Consider the following 18,024-nt stretch of genomic DNA (forward strand, 5'->3'; position numbering starts at 1 on the left):
CGCCAAGGGCCCGCGGGCCTTCGCATCGGGTTCTTCCGCCGGTGTTGGGCGGATTCACGTGAAACATGACTTAGCATCCCGCGACGCGGGACCAGTAATGAAGACAAGCGATTGTTCGGGCAATGACGGGGTATTTCATGCACAGGGCAAAGTGCGTAGCGGCGGGGCTTGCGGCCCTGGTTTCGACGGCAATCCTTCCCACGGCCGCCGCGGCGGCTCAATGCGGCAATGATGGGAGCGGCTTTGCGGCCTGGGTAGCTGAGTTCAAGCAGGAAGCCGCCGGCAACGGCATCAGCCGGTCGGTGCTCGACCAGGTACTCTCCAACGTTTCCTATAACAGGGCGACCATCCGCGCGGACCGCGGCCAGAAGAGCTTCAAGCTCTCGCTTGACCAGTTCATGCAGAAGCGCGGCGGTCAGGTGATTATCTCGCGCGGCAAGAAGATGCGGGCGCAGAACGCCAAGCTGTTCGCCAGCATCGAACAGCGCTTCGGCGTCCCGGCGGGGCCGCTGATTGCGATCTGGGGGATGGAAACCGGCTTCGGTTCCTTCATGGGCAAGGAACACACGCTCTCGGCCGTTTCGACGCTTGCCTATGACTGCCGGCGCTCCGACTATTTCACCAACCAGCTTTATGCGGCGCTGCAACTCGTCGAGCGCGGCGACCTGAACCCGGCTGCTCGGGGTGCTGCCCATGGTGAGATCGGACAGACCCAGTTCCTGCCGGCAAACGTCTTGAAATATGGCGTCGACGGGGATGGCAACGGCCATATCGACATGGTACGCTCCAAGGCGGACGCGCTCGCCTCGACGGCAAACTTCCTGCGCGGCCATGGTTGGCAGCCGGGCGCCGGCTATCAACCCGGGGAAGTCAACTACGGTGCGATCCAGGGATGGAACGCCGCCAGCGTGTACCAGCAAGCGATCGCCATCATCGGCGCCGAGATTGACGGCGACTGATCGCGACCAACAGAAAGTGGATTTCGAGCCCGGTTCGGAAGGACCGGGCTTTTTTGCAACGGCGGACGATTATATCCCGGGGCGGGCGAAATCGCCTGTCTTGGCGTCCATCAGCCAAAGTTCGCCGGTCGAGATGTCGAACCAGGCGCCATGAAGCTGCAGCTTGCCCTTCGCTTCGAGAATCTGGACACAGGGGAAGGTGCGCAGGTTGGCAAGCGAGTTCCGGATCGACACCCGTTCAAGCGCCCTTTGGCGTTCCGCCTGTGTCATGAATTCGTTGCTCTGGATCTGTTCCGCGGCCGGCTTCAGCAGGTTCATCCAGCGGCCGATGAAATCGCCGGGGGACAGGGGCTCGGCGTCCGGATCGAGTGCCGCCTTGATGCCACCGCAGCGCCCATGCCCCATGACGACGATGTCGCTGACGCGGAGCGACTGGACGGCGAATTCGAGAGCGGCCGACGTTGAGTGATAGTGCCCGTCCGGCTCATAAGGCGGCATCATGTTGGCGACGTTGCGAACGACGAAGAGTTCTCCGGGGCCGCTATCGAAGATAGTTTCCGGCGCGGCCCGCGAGTCGCAACAGGCAATGACCATCGTCCTCGGCTTCTGGCCGCTTTCGGCGAGTGTCCGATAGCGCTGTTGCTGTTCGTTGAAACGACCGCTCATGAAGTTGCGGTAGCCGTTCAGAAGGTGATCCGGAAAGCGCTGCATATCGATCGGTTACCCCAATGCTGCTGACACATCAATCCACGATGCCATGCAATGGCTGCTCGTGAATACTCTTTATCTCCGCCGCACCTGGCCTGGATGCAAGAGGCGCCGCATCTGCACCATGGCCATGGGCGTTGCGAGGCTCGAGGCATCCTGCTCGAGCGTCAGCTCGTCGGCGCCACGCTTCGCCGTGCGCGCGATGATCTCGAATACGCTGGCGGTCGCCATCTGCAGCGCCCGCTCTTCCGAAAGCCCCTGAAGCAGCCGCGCCAGAAAAACGGCGGCGAGCAGATCGCCGGTGCCGTTCGGCGGATTGTCGATCAACCGGTGTTCGGCGAGCAGCGCATGGTTGCCCGACAGATAGAGATTGCCGGTGCCACCGCTCATCATCGGGATCGCCGAGGTCACCAGCACGCGAGACGGTCCAAGACCGAGTGCCGCATCGAGAATCGCCGTATTCGTTTCAAGCGCGGCCCCGGCAAGCCACGAGAGCTCGAAGCGGTTGGGCGTCGCCAGTGTCGCCAGCGGCAGCAGCCGGTCGCGAACGGCGGCGGCAATCTCGGCGGAGACATAAAGGCCGTTGCCATCGCCGATGATTGGGTCGCAGGCGTATACAAGATCTGGATTACGCTGACGTAATGCCGTCACGAGGTCAGCAACGCCTTCGACGTGGCCCGGCGAACCCAGATACCCGGAGAGAACCGCCTGCACCTCGCCGGTCCAACGCGCATTGGCGAGATCCTCGATGATCGACTGGAACTGCTGATCGGCGATCGTCACCGTGTCGAAGGGCCGTGGCCGGGATGCCACGGCAGAATCACCGTCGGCACAGCCCAGACGCGGTGCCCGAGCGTCTCCAGCGCGAAGACCGCGGCCCGGTTGCCGACGGTGCCGCGAACCACATGGCTTGAAATAACGATGACGGCGCCGGGTGCGGCATGCATTTCGGGCATCGGGCAATCCCATTCCTTCGAATCGAGGTGTGATCGCCCGACTGTCACCGGCCTGTCAACAGCGGATGCCAGACATGCCCGGAACTAGCCTTCGGCGTTTTCGTGCGTTTCCACCGTTTTTCGAGCAATTTTTGCAAAATCGCCTTCGATTTAAATGGATTTAGGTCGAAATCGCGCGAATTTCTCCAAAATTCAGCTCGATTTTGCCGAAAACGGACATAAAACGGTCGCCATTGGCCATGGTTCTGATAGGTTCATCTATCACGTACGGGGAGACAGTTCATGGGCGTGAAATACAATCCGAAGCGGGACAGGCATATCGACGCGGCCAAGGCGGCTGCTGAGAAGATCGGCGCGGAGGCGCTGGCGCCGGAGATCCTTTTCGGTGGGGCAAGCAACGACGACCTCGACCTCTACACCGCCGACATGCTGGCATTGACCGCCGCACATGCACGCAACGAACTCGCACGCTGGGACGGAGGCAAGCCGCAGGTTTCGGTCGAAACCGTGCCGGGCGTTGCGCCCGGCGGCACGGACGTCTCGATCATCGCCATCACCGAACGCAACATGCCCTTCCTTTACGACTCGATCATGGGCGAGGTGACGAGCACGCACCGCGACATCCATCTCGCAATCCATCCCATTCTCGTCAGGGAACCCGGCAAGCCCATCAAGGCGTACGATCCGGATGAGGAAAGCGATCCGACGCACCGGGTGAGCCATATCCAGATTCACCTGGACAAGCTCGCACCGCTCGAAGCGCGCCAGCTCAGCAAGCGCATCGCCGACGTGCTGGACCAGGTCCATCAAGCCGTTCACGACTGGCCGGCGATGACGACATTGCTCAACCAGGCCATGCAGGAACTGGAAGAGTACAATGCTTCGCGCAAGAAGAGCGACCGTGATGAGGCGCTCGCTTTCCTTCGCTGGCTAAGAGACAGCAATTTCACGTTCCTCGGAATGCGGGAATACACCTATTCCGGCAAGGGCGAGAAGGCGACGGTCGAACGCGGCAAGGGCAGGGGCCTTGGCCTTCTCTCCAATCCCGATGTCCGGGTATTGCGCCAGGGCACGGACGCCGTGCTGACGACGCCGGAGATCCTCGCCTTCCTCGAAGGGCCGGAGTTCCTGATCGTCACCAAGGCCAATGTGAAATCCCTTGTCCACCGCCGCGCCTATATGGACTACATCGGCGTCAAACGCTTCGACACCTCCGGCAACGTGATCGGGGAACTGCGCATCGTCGGCCTCTTCACGTCGACGGCCTATACGCGTCAGGCGTCCGAAATACCGTTGCTGAGACATAAGATCGAAAAGATCATCGATCATTTCGGTTACGATCCGCAGAGCCATTCGGGCAAGATGCTGGCGAACACGCTGGAATCCTATCCGCGTGACGATCTTTTCCAGATCGACGTCGGGCTGCTGGCTGCGTTCTGCGAACAGATCAACGAACTCAGCGACCGGCCGCGCATCCGCGTGCTGCCGCGCATCGACCATTTCGACCGTTTCGTCTCGATCCTCGTCTTCGTACCGCGCGAGCAATATGATTCGGACGTCCGCGAGAAGATCGGCAACTATTTGAAGACGGTCTATGACGGCCGCGTTTCTGCCTATTATCCCGCTTTCCCCGAAGGCGGGCTGGCGCGCGTCCATTTCATTATCGGCCGCTATGCCGGGAAGACGCCGCGCGTTCCGCAGGCCAAGCTCGAGGAGGCGGTTCGCAGCATCGTCACCCGCTGGACCGACCGCTTTAACCTGCTTGCGCGCAAGGACGGCATCGAGATCTCGGTCGGCGAAGCCTATCAGGCGGCCTTCACGCCGGCGGAAGCCTATGACGATCTTCAGGACATCGCCGCCTGCAGGCGCGACGACCCGATCCGCATCTCGTTCTATCATAAGCAGAAAGAACGGCCGGACACGCTCGAACTGAAGATCTTCCACGCGGAGGATCCCGTTTCGCTCTCGCGTCGCGTGCCGCTCCTTGAAAATCTCGGGTTCCGCGTCATCAGCGAGCAGACCTACGACATCGGCGTCAGCGGGCATGCGGAAGAACAGCGGCTTGTGGTGCTGCACGACATGGAGTTGGTCCACCGCGATGGACATGCGCTCAATATCGCCAAGACCGGTGCGGCGCTCGAAGAGGCGTTTCTGGCTTCCTGGAGCGGCACGATCGAAGACGACACCTTCAACCGGCTGATCCTGCTTGCCGGCCTCACCGCGCGCGAAGTCACGGTGCTGCGCGCCTATGCCCGTTATTTGCGCCAGGCGGGCATTACCTATTCGCAAGGCTATATCGCCGACACGCTGAACAAGTATCCGGCGATCGCCGCCGACATCTTTCGGCTGTTTGCGACGCGCATGGATCCGAAGATCGAGGCGAAGGCGAGGATGAAGAAAGGCAACGCCTTGCTCTCGGCCATCGAGGAGGCGCTCTCGGCCGTGCCGAGCCTCGACGAGGACCAGATCCTGCGCCGCTATGTCAACGTGATCCAATCGACGCTCCGGACGAACTATTTCCAGAAAGACGCGGACGGCAGGCCGCGTGCGGTTCTCGCTTTCAAGCTTGATCCGAAGCAGCTTGACGGCCTGCCTGAGCCTCGGCCTTTCCGCGAGATCTTCGTCTACGGCACCGAGGTCGAAGGCGTGCACCTGCGCTTCGGCAAGGTGGCCCGCGGCGGCCTTCGCTGGTCGGACCGGGCGCAGGACTACCGCACCGAGGTACTCGGCCTCGTCAAGGCGCAGCAGGTAAAGAACGCGGTCATCGTGCCGGTCGGCGCCAAGGGCGGCTTCTATCCGAAGCAGCTGCCGGTCGGCGGCACGCGCGACGAAATTTTCAAGGCCGGCACTGAAGCCTACAAGACCTATATCCGCACGCTGTTGTCGGTTACCGACAACATCGTCGGCCATGACGTCGTGCCGCCGGCCGACACGCTGAGGCTCGATGGCGACGATCCCTATTTCGTCGTCGCGGCCGACAAGGGCACCGCCACCTTCTCCGACACGGCCAATGGGCTTGCCCAGGAAGCCGGCTTCTGGCTCGACGACGCCTTCGCCTCCGGCGGCTCGGCGGGCTACGACCATAAGAAGATGGGAATCACCGCCCGCGGCGCCTGGGAAGCCGTCAAGCGTCATTTCCGCGAGATGGACATCGACATCCAGACGACGCCCTTCACCGTCGCCGGCGTCGGCGACATGTCCGGCGACGTTTTCGGCAATGGGATGCTGCTTTCGGAGAAGATCCGGCTGATCGCCGCCTTCGACCATCGCGATATCTTCATCGATCCGAATCCGGATACCGACCTTTCCTTCGCCGAGCGCAAGCGTATGTTCGCGCTTCCGCGCTCGAGTTGGCAGGACTACGACCGCAACGCGGTATCGCAGGGCGCCATGATCATCTCCCGCACGGAGAAGTTCGTCACCCTGACGCCGGAGGCGATGGCAGCCATCGGCCTCGACAAGCAGAAGGCGACCCCTTTCGAGATCATGAACGCCATCCTCAAGAGCTCGGTCGATCTGCTCTGGTTCGGCGGCATCGGCACCTATGTGCGCGGCAGCAACGAAACGGACGCCGAGGTTGGCGACCGCGCCAACGACGCGATCCGCGTCACGGCGGAGGAAGTGCGTGCCCGCGTTATCGGCGAAGGCGCCAATCTCGGCGTCACCCAGAAAGGCCGCATCGGCTTCTCGCTCGCCGGAGGGCGCTGCAATTCCGACGCGATCGACAATTCGGCCGGCGTCAACTCCTCCGACGTCGAGGTCAACATCAAGATCGCGCTTGCTTCGGCCATGCGCGACGGACGTCTGACGCGGCCGAAACGCAACACGCTTCTTGCCTCGATGACCGACGAGGTGGCGCACCTCGTGCTGCGCAACAACTACCAGCAATCGCTGGCAATCTCGCTGACGGAAATGCAGGGGCTCGCTAACCGCACCTCGCTCTCGCGGCTTATGGCGCGGCTCGAGACCGACGGCCACCTCAACCGCAAGGTCGAGACCCTGCCGACGGAACTGGCGATGAGCGAGCGTTACCAGGCGGGCAAGCCGCTGACGCGTCCTGAGATTGGCGTTCTGCTTTCCTATGCGAAGCTGGTGCTGTTCGAAGAGCTGATCGTCGGCGATCTGCCGGACGATCCCTATTTCACTGCGACGCTGGAGCGCTATTTCCCGGCAAAGATGCGCAAGACCTATGCCGCGGATATCCACGGCCATCGGCTGCGCCGCGAGATCATCGCGACCGTCCTCGGCAATGAAGTGATCAACCGCGGTGGTCCCGCATTCGTTTCGACGCTGACCGATACGACCGGCTTTCTCCCCGGCGATGTCGTCAAGGCGGCCGTGCTGGCGCTCGACGGCTTCGATCTGCAGCGGATCTACGGTGAGATCGACGCGCTCGACAACAGGATCAGCGGCGCCGTTCAGAATGCGCTCTATCAGGAAGTGAGCCGCATCTTCGTGCTCGTAACCGAGAAGGCTTTGCGCACGCGCGCCACGAGTGACCCGGTTTCCGATGCGGTTTCGCGTCTGCGCGACGGCTTTCAGAAGCTGCGCGGCACGATGCGCACGGCGATCTCCGGCGACAGCGCCGAAGAGGCGCGCCTGAAGACCGCGACCTTCATCGAAAGCGGCGTGCCGGCAAAGCTCGCGGAGGAAATTGCCGAACTGTCGCTGATGACCCTCGTGCCGGAGATCATGCAGATCTCCACCGAGACCGGCGAAACGCTGAGCCGCACCGCGCAGGGTTATTTCACCGTGACGGAGAACCTCAGGATCAATCGTCTGCTGGCCGCCGCCGATCGCGTACCGGCGACGGAGCAGTTCGAGGCCATGGCGCTTTCGCGCGCCGTCGCCGATATCGGTGCCGCCCGGCGGGACATCACAGTCGCAGCCCTGGTCGAGCAGAAGGGCGAACGCAATCCGGTTCTTGCCTGGCACGACAGTGATCGCGAACGCGTCTCACGCGTTGGCGACCAGCTGAAGCTGCTTACCGAAAAAGGCGAGACGACACTCGCCAAGATTACGGTTGCGGCTGGCTTGCTCGACGACCTTGCACGCGGCAAGGCGAAATGACACAGTCCCTCCGGGCATCGGCCCGGAGGACTGATTCCGCTTCGGGTTTTATCGCGATTTCAGCGCGTTATCGCTCCTCGCCAAGCAGTCGGCGAGGGCCGATGAATTCCGGGAGGGGAAATTGGACGTTACGGCCGAAGCGAGAGAGCAGCCCAGGACGCCGCGCCTCGGCATCGCCGGCTGGATGCTTTTCGACTGGGCTGCACAGCCTTTTTTCACCGTCATCACCACCTTCATCTTCGCGCCATACTTCGTTTCCCGGCTCTCGGCGGATCCTGTGCAGGGGCAGGCGGTCTGGGGCTATACGCTCACCATCTCGGGCATCATCATCGCTGTCCTTTCGCCGGTTCTCGGCGCGATCGCGGACGCGACCGGACCGCGCAAACCCTGGATCGGCTTTTTCGCTGTCATCAAGATCGTCTCGCTCGTCATGCTGTGGTTTGCCGCGCCGGGCTCGCCCATCCTCTATCCGGCGATCTTCCTTGCCCTGGCGACTGTCGCCGCCGAATTTTCCATCGTCTTCAATGATTCGATGATGACGCGGCTGGTGAGCGAGAAAGAGGTTGGCCGTATCTCGAACATTGCCTGGGGACTCGGCTATCTCGGCGGCATGATCGTGTTGATTGTCGTCGTTGCGCTCATTGCCGGAAATCCCGCAACGGGCAAGACGGCACTCGGCCTCGACCCGATCTTCGGCCTCGATCCCGCCAAGGGGGAAGATGCCCGTATTACTGGACCGATCTCGGCCGTCTGGTATCTGATCTTCATCCTGCCGATGCTCCTGTTCACCCCGGATGTGGAGAAGGCGACGATGTCGCTCTCGAACGCAACGGCCCGGGGCCTCAAGGAACTTGAGGGCACACTCCGGGAACTCAAGGCGAGAGCAGGCATCCTGCGCTTTCTGATCGCTCGGATGATCTTCCAGGACGGTGTCAACGGGTTGATCGCCCTTGGCGGCACCTTTGCAGCCGGGATGTTCGGCTGGCAGACGATAGAACTCGGCCTCTATGGAATGATTCTCAACGTCGTCGCGATCGCAGGCTGCCTCTATGCGAGCCGGCTCGACGCACGGCTCGGCTCGAAAACGATTGTCGTTGCGAGCCTCGTCTGTCTCACCATCGCAACACTCGGCATCGTCTCGACCGGACCCGGCTTCACGCTGTTCGGGCTGCTGACGCTTCCGACCGAAGATTCCGGCGGCCTCTTCGGTACGGCTGCGGAAAAGGCCTACATCCTCTACGGCCTCCTGGTCGGCATCGCTTTCGGGCCAGTTCAAGCCTCGTCTCGTTCCTATCTCGCCCGAAGCGTCGCAGTCGAGGAAGCTGGCCGCTATTTCGGCCTCTATGCGCTTTCCGGACGGGCGACCTCATTCCTGGCGCCGGCGTCGGTCGCGACGATAACGGTGCTGGCCGATTCGGCACGCATCGGCATGATGGCGCTCGTCGCCTTCCTCGCCGTCGGCCTCTTCATTCTTCTAAGAACGCCCTATCCGGCACATCGCCCGGCATGAAAAACCCGCCGCGACAGCTTTCGCGGCGGGCCTCGAACAAAGTGTTTCAGGGCTCAATGGCGGAAATGGCGCATGCCGGTGAAGACCATGGCAACGTTGTGCTCGTTTGCCGCCGCGATCACCTCTTCGTCGCGCATCGAACCGCCCGGCTGGATGACGGCAGTGGCGCCGGCGCCGATCGCCGACAGCAGGCCGTCGGCGAAGGGCAGGAAGGCTTCCGATGCGACAGCCGAGCCCCGGGTTAGCGGTTCGGCGAGTCCGAGCGCCTTGGCGGCTTCCTCCGCCTTGATGGCGGCGATACGGGCTGAATCGACGCGGCTCATCTGGCCGGCGCCGATGCCGGCAGTCTGGCCGTCCTTGGCATAGACGATCGCGTTCGACTTCACATGCTTCGCCACCTTGAAGGCGAACTTCATGTCTTCGAGCTCCTGCGCGGTCGGTGCGCGCTTGGTCACGACCTTGAGTTCGAGATCCTCGACCATGCCGTTGTCGCGCGTCTGGACAAGCAAGCCGCCGGCGACGGTCTTTGCGGAAAGGCCGGGCACACGCGGATCCGGTAGGCCGCCGGTCGCAAGCAGCCGGAGGTTCGGCTTGCGCGCGATGATCGCCTTTGCCTCGTCGCTGACCGACGGCGCGATGATGACTTCGGTGAAAAGCTTGACGATCTCGTCCGCGGTCTCGGCGTCGAGCTCCTGATTGAGCGCGATGATGCCGCCGAAGGCGGAGGTGGAATCGCAGGCGAGCGCCCGGCGATAAGCTTCCGCAAGCGACGGCGCCGTCGCGACGCCGCAAGGGTTGGCGTGCTTGATGATCGCGCAAGCCGGTGCCTTCTCCGGCAGGAACTCGGCCACGAGTTCGAAGGCGGCGTCGGTATCGTTGATATTGTTGTAGGAGAGCTGCTTGCCCTGCAGCAGCGTGGCGGTCGCGACCCCTGGGCGATTTTCGCCGGTCACGTAGAAGCCTGCCTTTTGATGCGGGTTTTCGCCGTAGCGCATCTCTTCCTTGAGCACGCCTCCGATCACCCGGTGGCGCGGCATCGGCGTATCGAGAACGTCCGCCAGCCAGTCGGAAATCGCCGCGTCATAGGCCGCGGTCCGGGCATAGGCTTTTGCCGCCATTTTCTGGCGGAATGCGTAGCGCGTCGTGCCGCCGGCGATCTCTTCGAGAAGGAGCGCATAGTCGGCGGGATCGGTGACGATGGTAACATAGGCATGGTTCTTCGCTGATGCCCGGATCATCGCCGGACCGCCGATGTCGATGTTCTCGACCGTCGTCGGATAGTCGCCGCCCTTGGCGCGGACTTCCTCGAACGGATAGAGATTGATGACGGCAAGATCGATGGCCGTGATGCCGTGCTTGTCCATCGCCGCCACATGCTCGGTGTCGTCGCGGATGGCAAGCAGGCCGCCGTGAACACCCGGGTGAAGCGTCTTGACGCGGCCATCCATGACCTCCGGAAAGCCGGTCAATTCCGAAACGTCGCTGACGGGAAGCCCGGCGTCCGACAGTGCCTTGTGCGTGCCACCGGTCGAGACGAGGCGCACGCCCTTTTCATGAAGAGCGCGCGCGAGCTCGACGATGCCGGTCTTGTCGGAAACCGAGAGGAGGGCGGTGCGGATCCGGACTTCGTCCGGGGCGGGGATTTTCTTGGAGGCGACAGCCATCAACCATGCTCCTTTGGCGGCGCCGGACGCCCGGGAGAAAGGTGCCGGCGGTTGGAATGGCTGCCGTTAGCATAGCTTGCCCCGTGAAGAAACCTTCGGCACCGGGAGGAGCGGAAAATAGGTGCCAGAGCGGGATGAGGAAAAGTGTGTTTGGTTTTCCGCCCGCATCCCGCCCTGACTCTTTAGAACCGATCACGTTTGTGTTTTGGGTCGATTCGACCCAAAAACATCGTAATCTCGGGCAACGTTCTAGCTCTCGCGGGTGAGCGTCCACTGGATTTCCGGCTGCGCCGCCACAGCGAAAGTGACGGTTATCTGCGACGAAGCCCGCACCCCCGAGGGATCGGCAAAGAAGATATCTTCCTCGATCGCCAGTTCCCCATCCCTGCAGGCGAAGAGCCAGGCGTCGCCATCGGGCGCGGCCAGGTAGATCTCGCTGTCGCTTGCCCGTCGCATCGCGATCGCCGGGTGGATGTGAAAGCGGGCGACGGCGCTGGCGACATTGGCCGCGTCCGGATCGCCGCCGTCTTCCCGCAAAAGCCGATCGCGGCCACTGACCAGCCGGCCGCCGTTCAAGACGCTGATATCGCGTTCATGGAGAAGGCCGAAGGATACGAGATACCCATCATGACTGGCCCTGACGGACTCGATGCGGCCCGGCTCATCCTGTCGCTCGACGAGCACCTTCGACAGGCCGGAGGTCATGATCGGCCCGAGGAAGCGTGATTGGGAAAAGCGGCAAGAGGACGTGTCGTTAACCGTCACCGTGGAATGAGCGGCCGTCGCCCGGGCCATCTGACGAAATCGTTCGCCGGCGAACTTTGGTGCGCCGGAGTTGATGACGAAGCGGTTTCTGCCCGACGACATCTCGAAGGAGAGGCAGCCGGCATGGGCGCTACGCGAAAGGTCGATCGAAAGCGGCCGACCCGTATCCATGATGACGACGGTTTCGCCGAGCGACAGCCGCTCATAGTGGACGTGGGGCAAGGACCGGAAGGGTTCGCCGGCCGTTTCGTCGTATCGCAGCACAGAGGCGAGTTCGTGCGCCAGAACTGAGGTCGCGCCATTGAAAAGCGCGAGTTCGCCGCCCTGGTGGCGGAAGAAGCGCAGGGCCGGATACATCCGGTCGATACAGGGGATGAGCCGCGACGGCACGTCGTGGCCGAGATTGACATAGGTCTGTCGGAGCGGCAGCAGATCGAGCAGCAGCGCGAGCCCCGCCCGGGGGCTGCGAGAGGAATGCCCGCCGTCCGGCAGGATCTGACGATCGAGTTCCTGATCGAGATTGCGGGCGGCCTTGCGGATGGCGGAAGCCGAGGCGGGCATCGAGACGGATGCCATGGCCAGCGCCATGCGTACGCGCAGGCGTGCCTCGCCGTCACAGACCGTGTCCGCAATGTGCCGAAGGTAGCGAACCTGGAATGCCAGGCTTTTCAGGAAGCGGCGGTAGAACCCGTGTTCGGCGTTCCGCAGCACCACCGGCGAGTGCGACAGCCAGGCGATGATGCGTTGGGCGATCACGTCGGCTTCCCAGGAAATGCCACCAATGTTGCGGCCGTGGCTGCCGATCCAGTCGTCGACGATCTGCCGGAGCCTGACGAAGCCTGCATCGTCACGGATCGCGCGCAGATGCCGCAGCCAGCCGAAGGAGTGGAGCCGGATAGCAAACTCGTGCGACGGCAAATCGATCTCGAAGGGAGATTCGCCTTCGGTGTCGAGCACACGGCCCGCAAGCGGAAAGCGGCCCTGCAGTATCTCTTCAGCGACGAAAGGATCGATCGCCCTCAGGTCCGTTGGTGCAACGATCAACCGGTCGGGAGTTGATCCGGCAAAGCGCATCGCCGTCACGCGGCCGAGCGAGATGCGGCGCGAAAATCGGCGCCAACCTTCCCGCAGGTACAGGTAAAGAAGCCTTTGCTTACCGGAAAACAACATCAGCGCCCGTCGGTTTCCTTATTCTGCAACGGACCCTTCAAGGCGCCTGAGGCTGGATCATGCCTGGATTGCGCCAGAATCCCTTTCCAGCGCGGAATGGTGCCGGAAAGATCATTAAACTTTTATCAATCCTGTCGACATTGATAGGCCGACGGGCCGATAGCGTCAATTGACGCGGCAAAACAGCCTGTTGACGGGAGTTGCTTGCGCCAAAATCGGCGGGCCATTCAGGCGCGCTTGCGGCGGAGCACCGCGGCATAAAAACCATCGAGCCCGCTGGAGAAGGGTGGCGCAAGCGGAAGCATGGCGGGCGTCGTGCGAAACTCGCCGCGATCCGTGATCGCGTCGCCGAGACCCGGCCAATCCGCCGCAGTGATCGGAACCCGATCGCAGTCCTCGCCATCGCCGACAACGCGCGCGACAACTTCCTCGCCTTCGCGCGGATCAAGCGAGCAATTGGAAAAGACGACCAGTCCACCGGGCTTTACAACGCTCAGCGCGTGGCGCAGCAAGCGCTCCTGCAGCCCTGCCAGCTTCTCGATATCCTCTGGCCCCTTCGTCCAGAGAACGTCCGGATGGCGGCGCGTCGTTCCGGTGGACGAGCAGGGGGCGTCCAGGAGCGCGGCGTCAAACAGTTCGTCGGGTTGGAAGTCCGCCATGTTGACTTCCTGCGTCCGGGCCTCCAGGCCGAGCCGCGCGAGGTTGGCCTTCAACCGCCGCAAGCGGCTGGACGACTGATCGAGTGCCGTCACCTTCGCCCCGGCGAGAATGAGCTGTGCCGTCTTGCCGCCGGGTGCGGCGCAGAGATCGACGACGCGCTTGCCGGCGACATTTCCGAAAAGACGTGCCGGGATGGAGGCAGCCGCGTCCTGGACCCACCACTCGCCCTCCGAGAATCCCGGAAGTGCGGGAATGGCGCCGGAGAACGTACCGAGCCGAACGGAGCCGGTCGGCAGAACCATGCCGCCAAGACGCTCGGCCCAAGCGGCCGGGTCGGATTTCACCGACAGATCGATCGCCGCCGGAACTTCTTGCGATGCGGACATGCGTTCGGCCTCTTCCCGGCCGTAGCTGGCGACAAGTCTGTCGTAGAACCAGCTTGGCATCGCCGGAATCGTCTTCACCCTGTCGAGAATGGCGTCCTTCTCGCGCGAAAGCCGGCGAAGAACCGCATTGACGAGACTCGCAAAGCGGCGATTGCGCGGATCGGCTTGTGCCTGCTCGACAGCAAGGTCGACGGCGGAATGATCCGGGATGTCGAGGTAGAGAATTTGCGCCGCGGCAACGGTCAGCACATGATCGAGCGCGCGAGCCCCCTCCGGCAGCGGCGTCTGCAACAGAGAATCGATTGCGGCCCGAATGCGCGGCAGGTGCCGAAGCGCGGAATTGAGGATGGCGCGCACCAGCGCCCGATCGGCGTCGTTGAGCTCGCGGTAGGCCGGATTGCCGTGCTCCTGGTCGAGCATGCCGTCAAGGGAGGTCTTGCGGTCGATGACGGCCGCCAGGATCTTGGCGGCTGCCTGACGACTCTTCAAACCCGGCTTCTCCGCCATCGCGGCACTAGCGGTGCCCGGCGTCTTCGGCGACGTGTTGTCAGCTCGGGTTCGTTTCGGGCGTGAATCGTTTTTCTTGTCTTCAGGCATCAGGACCAGGGACCTTTGGGCGGTTCGGAACCACCGCGACCCCAGCCGGTTTTCGGAACAGAGCGCGATTTGCGCACCGAATTATCAGCACGTACCGGCGGCGTCGAGCCCATCGACATGTCGCGTGCCAACTGCTCCAGCGCCGCAACGCGATTTTCCGTGCTCGGATGGGTCGAGAAGAGATTGTCCATCCGTTCCCCGGAAAGCGGATTGATGATGAACATATGCGCGGTCGCCGGGTTGCGCTCGGCGTCGTCGTTGTGGATCACGTGAGCTGCACCGGCAATTTTCTGGAGCGCCGAGGAAAGCCAGAGCGGATTGCCGCAGATTTCCGCTCCGCGCCGGTCGGCGGAATATTCGCGCGTGCGGCTGATCGCCATCTGTACCAGCATCGCCGCGAGCGGCGCCACGATCATGGCGACGAGCACGCCAATGAAGCCGAGTGGATTGTTGTTCTCGCGGTTTCCGCCGAAAAAGAAGGCGAAGTTGCCGAGCATCGAAATGGCACCCGCCAGCGTCGCCGTCAGCGTCATCGTCAGGGTGTCGCGATACTGGATATGCGCAAGCTCGTGCGCCATGACGCCGGCGACTTCCTCATAGGAGAGCGAGTGCAACAGGCCCGTGGAGGCCGCAACGGCGGCATTCTCGGGATTGCGGCCGGTCGCAAAGGCGTTCGGCTGCGGACTATCGATGACGTAGACGCGCGGCATCGGCAGACCGGCGTTCTGCGCCAGATCCCGGACGATCCCGTAATATTCGGGCGCGGTGCGTTCATCCACTTCCTGGGCCCGGTACATGGCGAGCACCATGCGATCGGAATTCCAGTAGGAGAAGAAGTTCATACCGGCGGCTATGACGAGGGCGATCATCATCCCGCCCCTGCCGCCGATGGCGTAGCCGACGGCCATGAAGAGGACGGTCATGACGGCAAGCAGCATTGCGGTGCGCATGAGGTTCATGGATGAGCTCCAGCCATATCCGTATCGTTCGGCGATTGGGTGGAAAAGCGTTTGCAGCGGCTTTCGTTCCGTTCAACTCGCCCGAACGTTTCACGTGAATCAGGGTTTCCGTTCGCACGGAAGCGCTTATATGATGGGGATAAATCTTCCGCTCTTCAATATCGTTACGGAAAGCCGGACCGCCAGATGCAGAACGACAACGACAATGCGCCCGATCGCCCCAAACGCCCGCTGCCGGCAGCCGCTCTGCGCGCGCTGAAGGAGGCGGAAGAGAGAAGGCGGGCTGCGGAACCGCAAGTGATGCCGACCGAGGTCGGCGGCCGTGGAGGCCTCGATCCTGCACGTTTCGGCGATTGGGAGATCAAAGGGCGGGCAATCGATTTCTGACGAGGTCAGGCGGCGCCATAGGGTGAATCATCGTTCCGCCAACGAATCGAATAAAGGGCTACTGCACGGTTCCTTAAATTGGAATCGATTTAGGAATCATGCAGAAACGCAAGTTCTACAGCGACCTTTGCGCGTCTGATTGGGCGCGCGGCGCTGTGGGCCCCGTACCCACCGATACGGAGCCCCGCGGATACCATCAAGCGCGATTCTGGCGATTGGCAATCAGATCGTCGACCACCGCGGGATCGGCGAGCGTCGACGTATCGCCCAAAGAGCCGTAGTCGTCCTCCGCGATCTTGCGGAGAATACGCCGCATGATCTTGCCGGACCGCGTCTTCGGTAGGCCGGGCGCGAACTGGATCTTGTCGGGCGTGGCGATCGGTCCGATCTCCGAGCGGACATGCTTGACGAGGTCCTGGCGAAGATCGTCGTTGCCCGTCTCGCCAGCCATCAGCGAAACATAGCAGTAAATGCCCTGTCCCTTGATCGGGTGCGGATAGCCGACCACCGCCGCCTCGGAAACCAGGTGATGCGAGACGAGCGCCGATTCGACCTCCGCCGTGCCGAGGCGGTGGCCGGAAACATTGAGCACGTCATCGACGCGGCCGGTAATCCAGTAATAGCCGTCCTCGTCGCGCCGGCAGCCGTCACCGGTGAAATATTTGCCCCTGTAGGTGGAGAAATAGGTCTGGATGAAGCGTGCATGGTCGCCATAGACGGTCCGCATCTGTCCCGGCCAGCTATCGACGATGCAGAGATTGCCGTCTGCCGGCCCCTCGAGCACGTTGCCCTCGTTGTCGACCAGCTGCGGCTGGACGCCGAAGAAGGGCCGCGTCGCCGAGCCGGGCTTGAGATCGGTCGCTCCCGGTAGCGGCGTGATTAGGATGCCGCCCGTTTCGGTCTGCCACCATGTGTCGACGATCGGCGAGCGCTGTTCGCCGACGACGTTGTAGTACCATTCCCAGGCTTCCGGATTGATCGGCTCGCCGACCGTTCCGAGCAGGCGCAGAGACGAACGCGAGGACCGCGTGACGAACTCGTCACCGGCGCCCATCAGAGAACGGATCGCCGTCGGGGCAGTGTAGAAGACGTTGACCTTGTGCTTGTCGACGACCTCCCAGAAGCGTCCGGCATCCGGGAAATTCGGCACCCCTTCGAACATCAGTGTCGTCGCGGCATTGGCGAGCGGCCCGTAGACGATATAGGAGTGACCGGTCACCCAGCCGACGTCGGCCGTGCACCAGTATATATCGCCGTCCCGGTAGTCGAAGACATACTCGTGCGTCATCGACGCGTAGACGAGATAGCCGCCGGTCGTGTGCAGCACGCCCTTCGGCTTGCCGGTCGAGCCCGAGGTGTAGAGAATGAACAGCGGATCCTCGGCCCGCATCTTCACCGGCGGGCAGTCCGGCTTCACGGTCGCGATCTCCTGGTGGTACCAGACATCGCGCCCCGGCGCCCAGGCGACCTTGCCGCCGGTGCGGCGCACGACCAGGACCTTGTTGACCATCACGTGCTGCTTAGCGGCGATATCGATCGCCCTTTCGGTATTTTCCTTGAGCGGTACCGGCTTGCCGCCGCGCACACCTTCGTCGCAAGTGATGACGAACGTCGATTCGCAGTCGACGATGCGGCCGGCGAGCGCATCGGGCGAGAAGCCGCCGAAGACGACGGAATGGATGGCGCCGATGCGCGCGCAGGCGAGCATCGCGTAAGCCGCTTCCGGAATCATCGGCATATAGATGGTTACGCGGTCGCCCTTTTTGACGCCGTGTTTCTTGAGCACGTTGGCGAGACGGCAGACCTGATCGTATAGCTGGTTATAGGTGATCTTCTTGTCGATGTAGGGGTTGTCCCCCTCCCAGATGATCGCGGTCTTCTCGCCATGGGTCTTCAGATGGCGGTCGATACAGTTGTAGGAGACGTTGGTAACGCCGTCCTCGTACCACTTGATCGAGACTTTGCCCTTGAAGGACGTATTCTTGACCTTGGTATAGGGTTTGAACCAGTCAATCCGCTTGCCGTGCTTGCCCCAGAACTTGTCCGGATCGGCAACACTCTCCTCGTACCACTTCAGATAGGTAGCGTTGTCGAGTAGCGTCCGGCTCTTGGCGGATTTCAGAACCGGATAGGTCTTTACGGACATGTGTTTCCTCCCTGCGCATTCCTAGCCCGCGGCGACACTCCCAGCCGCCCGTTCGGTCACGATTCATAGCAGGTCAAAGCCCGCCCG

At 62.5% G+C, this 18,024-nt stretch carries 10 protein-coding genes and 1 pseudogene; 4 read left to right on the top strand and 7 right to left on the bottom strand.

Going from position 1 to position 18,024, the window contains the following annotated elements; genetic code table 11:
- The first annotated feature begins 137 nt into the window (after window positions 1–137).
- Entirely contained in the window at window positions 138–959 is an 822-nt protein-coding gene (locus QN219_RS13380; RefSeq protein WP_284000171.1) for a lytic transglycosylase domain-containing protein, read from the top strand.
- 69 nt (window positions 960–1,028) lie between these two features.
- Here the strand turns inward: QN219_RS13380 and QN219_RS13385 are convergent, their stop codons facing one another.
- A complete protein-coding gene (locus QN219_RS13385) occupies window positions 1,029–1,670 on the bottom strand; it encodes a carbonic anhydrase (protein ID WP_284000172.1) in 642 nt (213 codons plus the stop codon).
- Between the two features lie 72 nt (window positions 1,671–1,742).
- Window positions 1,743–2,623 (bottom strand): annotated as a pseudogene (pdxY, locus tag QN219_RS13390) (pyridoxal kinase PdxY).
- Between the two features lie 282 nt (window positions 2,624–2,905).
- On the opposite strand from pdxY, the gene QN219_RS13395 reads away from it, so the two are divergent.
- Both QN219_RS13395 and QN219_RS13400 read left to right on the top strand, forming a co-directional pair.
- Window positions 2,906–7,693 carry an NAD-glutamate dehydrogenase gene (locus QN219_RS13395; protein ID WP_284000173.1) on the top strand — a complete coding sequence of 1,596 codons (4,788 nt, stop codon included), beginning with the start codon at window positions 2,906–2,908 and terminating at the stop codon, window positions 7,691–7,693.
- A gap of 121 nt (window positions 7,694–7,814) precedes the next feature.
- A complete protein-coding gene (locus tag QN219_RS13400; RefSeq protein WP_284000174.1) occupies window positions 7,815–9,203 on the top strand; it encodes an MFS transporter in 1,389 nt (462 codons plus the stop codon).
- Between the two features lie 53 nt (window positions 9,204–9,256).
- Here the strand turns inward: QN219_RS13400 and purH are convergent, their stop codons facing one another.
- From purH to htpX, 4 genes are all read right to left on the bottom strand, one after another.
- Window positions 9,257–10,867, bottom strand: coding sequence for a bifunctional phosphoribosylaminoimidazolecarboxamide formyltransferase/IMP cyclohydrolase (purH, locus tag QN219_RS13405; RefSeq protein WP_284000175.1), 1,611 nt, complete (start codon window positions 10,865–10,867; stop codon window positions 9,257–9,259).
- Between the two features lie 249 nt (window positions 10,868–11,116).
- Complete coding sequence (locus tag QN219_RS13410; protein WP_284000176.1) at window positions 11,117–12,802, bottom strand: heparinase II/III family protein; 1,686 nt, start codon at window positions 12,800–12,802, stop codon at window positions 11,117–11,119.
- A 227-nt stretch (window positions 12,803–13,029) separates the two neighbouring features.
- On the bottom strand, window positions 13,030–14,445 hold the full coding sequence (locus QN219_RS13415; protein ID WP_284000178.1) for an RsmB/NOP family class I SAM-dependent RNA methyltransferase: 1,416 nt from the start codon (window positions 14,443–14,445) through the stop codon (window positions 13,030–13,032).
- Window positions 14,445–15,404: a zinc metalloprotease HtpX gene (gene htpX, locus QN219_RS13420; protein ID WP_284000180.1), complete on the bottom strand. Its 960-nt coding sequence runs from the start codon at window positions 15,402–15,404 to the stop codon at window positions 14,445–14,447. Before htpX ends, QN219_RS13415 begins: the two co-directional genes overlap by 1 nt.
- A 186-nt stretch (window positions 15,405–15,590) precedes the next feature.
- Between htpX and QN219_RS13425 the strand changes: the two genes are divergently transcribed.
- Entirely contained in the window at window positions 15,591–15,791 is a 201-nt protein-coding gene (locus QN219_RS13425) for a DUF1674 domain-containing protein (RefSeq protein WP_269280146.1), read from the top strand.
- 196 nt (window positions 15,792–15,987) lie between these two features.
- On the opposite strand, the gene acs is transcribed toward QN219_RS13425, so the two are convergent.
- Entirely contained in the window at window positions 15,988–17,937 is a 1,950-nt protein-coding gene (gene acs / locus QN219_RS13430) for an acetate--CoA ligase (protein WP_284000181.1), read from the bottom strand.
- Between the last annotated feature and the right edge of the window lie 87 nt (window positions 17,938–18,024).

Source organism: Sinorhizobium sp. 8-89 (assembly GCF_030124325.1).
In the GTDB taxonomy this organism is placed as follows: Bacteria; Pseudomonadota; Alphaproteobacteria; order Rhizobiales; family Rhizobiaceae; genus Sinorhizobium.

Coding starts and splice junctions, on each gene's coding strand:
- QN219_RS13380 (WP_284000171.1), top strand. CDS start 138: ATGCACAGGGCAAAGTGCGTAGCGGCGGGGCTTGCGGCCCTGGTTTCG.
- QN219_RS13385 (WP_284000172.1), bottom strand. CDS start 1,670: ATGCAGCGCTTTCCGGATCACCTTCTGAACGGCTACCGCAACTTCATG.
- QN219_RS13395 (WP_284000173.1), top strand. CDS start 2,906: ATGGGCGTGAAATACAATCCGAAGCGGGACAGGCATATCGACGCGGCC.
- purH (WP_284000175.1), bottom strand. CDS start 10,867: ATGGCTGTCGCCTCCAAGAAAATCCCCGCCCCGGACGAAGTCCGGATC.
- QN219_RS13410 (WP_284000176.1), bottom strand. CDS start 12,802: ATGTTGTTTTCCGGTAAGCAAAGGCTTCTTTACCTGTACCTGCGGGAA.
- QN219_RS13415 (WP_284000178.1), bottom strand. CDS start 14,445: ATGCCTGAAGACAAGAAAAACGATTCACGCCCGAAACGAACCCGAGCT.
- htpX (WP_284000180.1), bottom strand. CDS start 15,404: ATGAACCTCATGCGCACCGCAATGCTGCTTGCCGTCATGACCGTCCTC.
- QN219_RS13425 (WP_269280146.1), top strand. CDS start 15,591: ATGCAGAACGACAACGACAATGCGCCCGATCGCCCCAAACGCCCGCTG.
- acs (WP_284000181.1), bottom strand. CDS start 17,937: ATGTCCGTAAAGACCTATCCGGTTCTGAAATCCGCCAAGAGCCGGACG.